The organism is Mesorhizobium sp. M7A.F.Ca.MR.362.00.0.0 (genome assembly GCF_004023175.1).
Lineage (GTDB): Bacteria > Pseudomonadota > Alphaproteobacteria > Rhizobiales > Rhizobiaceae > Mesorhizobium.
This window is the reverse complement of record NZ_RZTF01000385.1, coordinates 4098-6140: the sequence shown is the minus strand read 5'-3', so window position 1 is coordinate 6140 and position 2043 is coordinate 4098. Positions and strand designations below refer to the sequence as shown.

3 protein-coding genes are annotated in these 2043 nt (G+C 62.0%); 1 reads left to right on the top strand and 2 read right to left on the bottom strand.

Annotated elements, in window-relative coordinates; genetic code table 11:
- Positions 1-155: 155 nt before the first annotated feature.
- Together EOC06_RS30775 and EOC06_RS30770 are read right to left on the bottom strand one after the other, a co-directional pair.
- Positions 156-698, bottom strand: coding sequence for a MarR family winged helix-turn-helix transcriptional regulator (locus EOC06_RS30775; protein WP_128309560.1), 543 nt, complete (start codon positions 696-698; stop codon positions 156-158).
- Positions 699-746: 48 nt separating this feature from the next.
- On the bottom strand, positions 747-1391 hold the full coding sequence (locus EOC06_RS30770; protein WP_128309559.1) for a cysteine hydrolase family protein: 645 nt from the start codon (positions 1389-1391) through the stop codon (positions 747-749).
- 232 nt (positions 1392-1623) lie between these two features.
- Between EOC06_RS30770 and EOC06_RS43925 the strand changes: the two genes are divergently transcribed.
- Positions 1624-2043, top strand: a 420-nt coding sequence (locus EOC06_RS43925) for an NAD(P)-dependent oxidoreductase (RefSeq protein ID WP_245470235.1), incomplete at its 3' end; no start/stop codon positions are given.

Sequence of the window (2043 nt, the reverse complement as noted above, 5' to 3'; positions counted from 1 at the left end):
CACGACGATGGTGTCGGCGTCGATGATCGGTTGTGCGAGATCGCCGCTCAGCATGAGACCGATATTGCGGACGACGAGCGTGTTGGCAGACGACTGGAGGTCGGACGACATCGGTTCTCACTTTTGCTGTTATGGAAAAAAGGACTGGACGCGGCTTATTTGCCGCTGTCGCCATTCGTTGGGTCGTCGTCGTTGATGCGCTGGAGCAGGCGAAGCAGCGTCGCCTGCTCGGCCGGTGAGAGCGGCGACAGGAACCGCCGCCCGACCTCGACGCTGCGTTCGAGCCGCTCCAGCGTATAGTCGGTCCCTTTGCCGGTCAGCGCGATCATCGTCAGGCGTTGGTCGGTTTCGGAGGCGCTGCGCGTGATCAGCCCGTGTTTGAGCAGTTTGCGCATGACGATGCTGATGGTCGATGGGTCCATCGCCGTCAGCCGGCCGAGATGGTTCTGCGAAACTTCGCCATGCTTGAGGATCGTGGCGAGCGCCGCGAATTGCGTTGGCGAAAGGTCTTCGCCGGCCATGACCTGCTGGAAGCGCAACGTCGCGCGCTGATGCGCCCGGCGGATGACGTGCGCCGGGTGGCGGTCCAGTTCATAGCCGGTCCCGGCGTACTGCTGCAGCACCTGCTCGCGGCTCAGGGGTGCATCGCCTCCCGGCGTTTCGCCTTTTTTGGATTGCGGTTTCTTTTCAGTCGTCACACCGGACTCCTATCGCCGCTGTCTTGGATGTCGCCGGCCGGAAAAAGCTCAAGCCGCAACCCTCGCTGGTTGAAGCGATGTCCCGTCGCGGAGGGCTGCGACGACATCAGCCGAATCGCTGACCACGCCGAAATGGGTCGCTATGTCGTAGAGCGAGCTTTCCTGCTCGCGTGGTCCCGTTGCCGCGCAGCAATCGCTTGGCACTACCACCTCATAGCCCTCGAAAAAGGCATCGTGGACGGTCGAGCGCACACAGATATTGGTGACCACGCCGAAGATGATCAACTGATCGATCTGCATGTCTTTCAGCGTCAGGTCGAGGTCGGTTTGGAAGAAGGCCGAGTAGCGTCGCTTGATCACATGGATCTCGTCATCGCGGGCGCCGAGATCCTCGATGATTTCCGGCCCCCAGCTTCCATCCAGGCAATGCGGTGTGCGCTTCAGCCATTCGCGCTCACGTCGCATGCCCGGCCGGTGGCTGTCATGGACCCAGATCACCGGCACGCCGGCGGCGCGCGCGGCTTCGATCACGGCCAGTTGGGGCGCGACCAGCGTCTCGTACCCAGGCAGGACCATGGCCCCGCCGGGCTTGCAGAACTCATTGACCATATCGATGACGACAACGGCCGCACGGCGTGGATCGAGGCGCACCGCATCATCGTGCCGATGTGAGGAAAAACTGTCCACGGACATGGCGAGCTCCTTTGACCGATCGTTGATGCTCATACAAAAAACCCTAGCGGATGCCAAGTCAATCCCGTTCGACGCAAAGCGTGCTGGTCGGCCTTGCGCACCGCGCTCCGACAAGCGTATGCGCTATTTGTCCATCGCGAAATGGCCTTGACAACGCTTGTCAGGCATGTGCTCGATTTGTATGACCATCAACAATATTCAAGCCGCTTAATTGCGGAGCCGAGGCCGAGATATGAAAACCATCGTCACCGGAGCCAGTGGCCTGCTTGGCCGCCATGTGGCCGAGGCTCTGGTTGCGGCCGGCCACGATGTGCTTGGTATCGATGCCGTGGTGCCGGGTGAGGTCGCATGGCGCCACGCAACCGCCGATTTGACCGATCTGGGATCGACACTGCAGCTGGTGCGCGATTGCGATGCCGTTGTGCATGTCGCGGCCATTCCGCGGCCGACCGGCCGGGCCGGCGGCGAGGTGTTCAAGACCAACATCGCGACCGCCTACAATGTGGTCGAGGCAGCTGCCATGGCCGGCGCCAGGCGCTTCGTCTATGCCTCGTCCTTCAGCGTTTTCGGCTATCCCTTTTTCGAGAAACCGGTGCGGCCGCCCTATCTGCCGGTCGACTTGAACCATCCGGTCGGCGCGCAGGACCCGTAC